The 1,747-nt window shown below is 61.9% G+C and carries 1 protein-coding gene; it reads right to left on the bottom strand.

Annotated features, from left to right (window positions below; all coding sequences use genetic code 11):
• The coding region (ltrA, locus tag ACLMAL_RS39485) for a group II intron reverse transcriptase/maturase (RefSeq protein WP_412003746.1) at positions 1-1,119 on the bottom strand (1,119 nt) is incomplete at its 3' end.
• Positions 1,120-1,747 lie beyond the last annotated feature (628 nt).

Raw genomic sequence — 1,747 nt, 5'->3', positions numbered from 1 at the left:
GGAGTTGATGCGCGTCAGGAGGGGATGCATCGCGGAGGGATAGAACGCTCCGTAATACCGCATCCAGCCGGTCACGACCGGATTGATCGATCTGGCCAGTTGGGCGAAGGTCGAGCCGATCCGGTGATGAAGCCGCCACGAGCGAACCTCGGCACCGATCTTCTTCAGGGCTTCCTGGCTGATCGCGGGCTGGAACGACACGAAAGTGCCGCCGTTCCTCGTCCGCGCCGTGCGGGACCTGAACGTGAACCCCAGGAACGTGAACTGCGTGACGCCATATGGCTGGCGCCGGTTCGCGTCCCGGCAGTACACGATCTTGGTCTTGGCCGGATGCAGAGCAAGCCCGACCTCGGCCATCCGCTCCTGCAAAGCCGCCAGAACCTGACGGGCCTGCCGCTCAGTAGTGCAGTGCACGACCGCGTCATCGGCATAGCGCTCGAACTCGACTGCCGGGAATTCCCGAACCAGCCACACGTCGAACGCGTAGTGCAAGAACAGGTTCGCCAGCACGGGCGACACCGAGGACCCCTGGGGAGTACCTCGGGTTCGCTCCAACAGGGTCCCGTCGGGCTGCTGCACCGGTGCGCGAAGCCACCGGCTGACATACAGCACCACCCACGGGGCATCGGTATGCACCTCCACAGCCTTGACGATCAGGTCCCACCGGACGGAGTCAAAGAATTTCTGGACGTCGAGATCGATCACCCAGTCCTTCTTCCAGCACCGTTCCCGGCATTTACTCACCGCATCCAGAGCGGACTTCCCCGGCCGGTAGCCGTAGGAGTCGGGATGGAACACCGGATCCACCCGTTTCTCCAAGTGCGCGGCCACCACCGTTTGCGCCACTCTGTCGCCGACACAAGGTATTCCGAGGGTCCTCGTGCCGCCGCCGTGCTGTTTCGGTATCTCCACCGCTCGAACCGGAGGCGGGAAGTAGCTTCCCGAGGACATCCTGTTCCAGATCTTGTAAAGGTTGTTCCTCAGATCCTTCTCGAAGTCCTCGACGGTCACACCATCGACTCCTGGTCCGCCCTTGTTCTGCTTGACCTTCTCCCATGCCTCCCAAACCTCCCGCTTGGAGATCTCGAACGGCTTGCCTGTTGACTTCAGCTCACTCACGCGACTCCTCCCAGGGCATCGCCTGGTTGATCGAACAAGTCCAGCCACGGATGACCTGGCCCCTTGGCTCCATTCCCACCGCGCCAGGCAGGAACTTCCCAGCTACTACGAGCCAGTCCGTCAGCGCCGTCCCGCATCGGTACTCGGTCCCTCGCGGGTTCTCCGCTTGGGATGCTCCCTCTCTCCGTCCGCGAATCAGCTTCGCGGACAGAAGTTTCGGGACGGGCCTTCTCACGTTCCACGCAAGAGCAGCAGATCAGGCTCGCGCCGCCTTCACGCCGGACACCATCTGGCCAGTAAGCAGGCTCCCGCCAGACTCATCCCAAGGTCGGATAAAACCCAGGTTTCGATGTCGTCCTAAACATTTCGACGCTTCAACAGCGAACCCCCGCAAGGGTTTTCAGCGCAACGCCTTCCTGATCCCCACCTGACGCCTCCAACGGACGCCTTTTCCCTCATCGCTCACCACGACAGTCTTCAGCTAACGCAGCAGAGGGTGGTTTAGCGCCTCCCCCATGCAGGGCGACACTGGAGGGCCGAGAATCCTCCATCTCTCACGCAGCACCGCTTCAAAGAGCTTCTCCTACACCTTGAGCTCCTCTCCACGTTCGTGACGCACTATCCGTTG

Origin of the sequence: Nocardia sp. CWNU-33, assembly GCF_046764895.1 — a bacterium.
Lineage (GTDB): Bacteria > Actinomycetota > Actinomycetes > Mycobacteriales > Mycobacteriaceae > Nocardia.
This window is presented reverse-complemented; position numbering and strand designations above follow the sequence as displayed.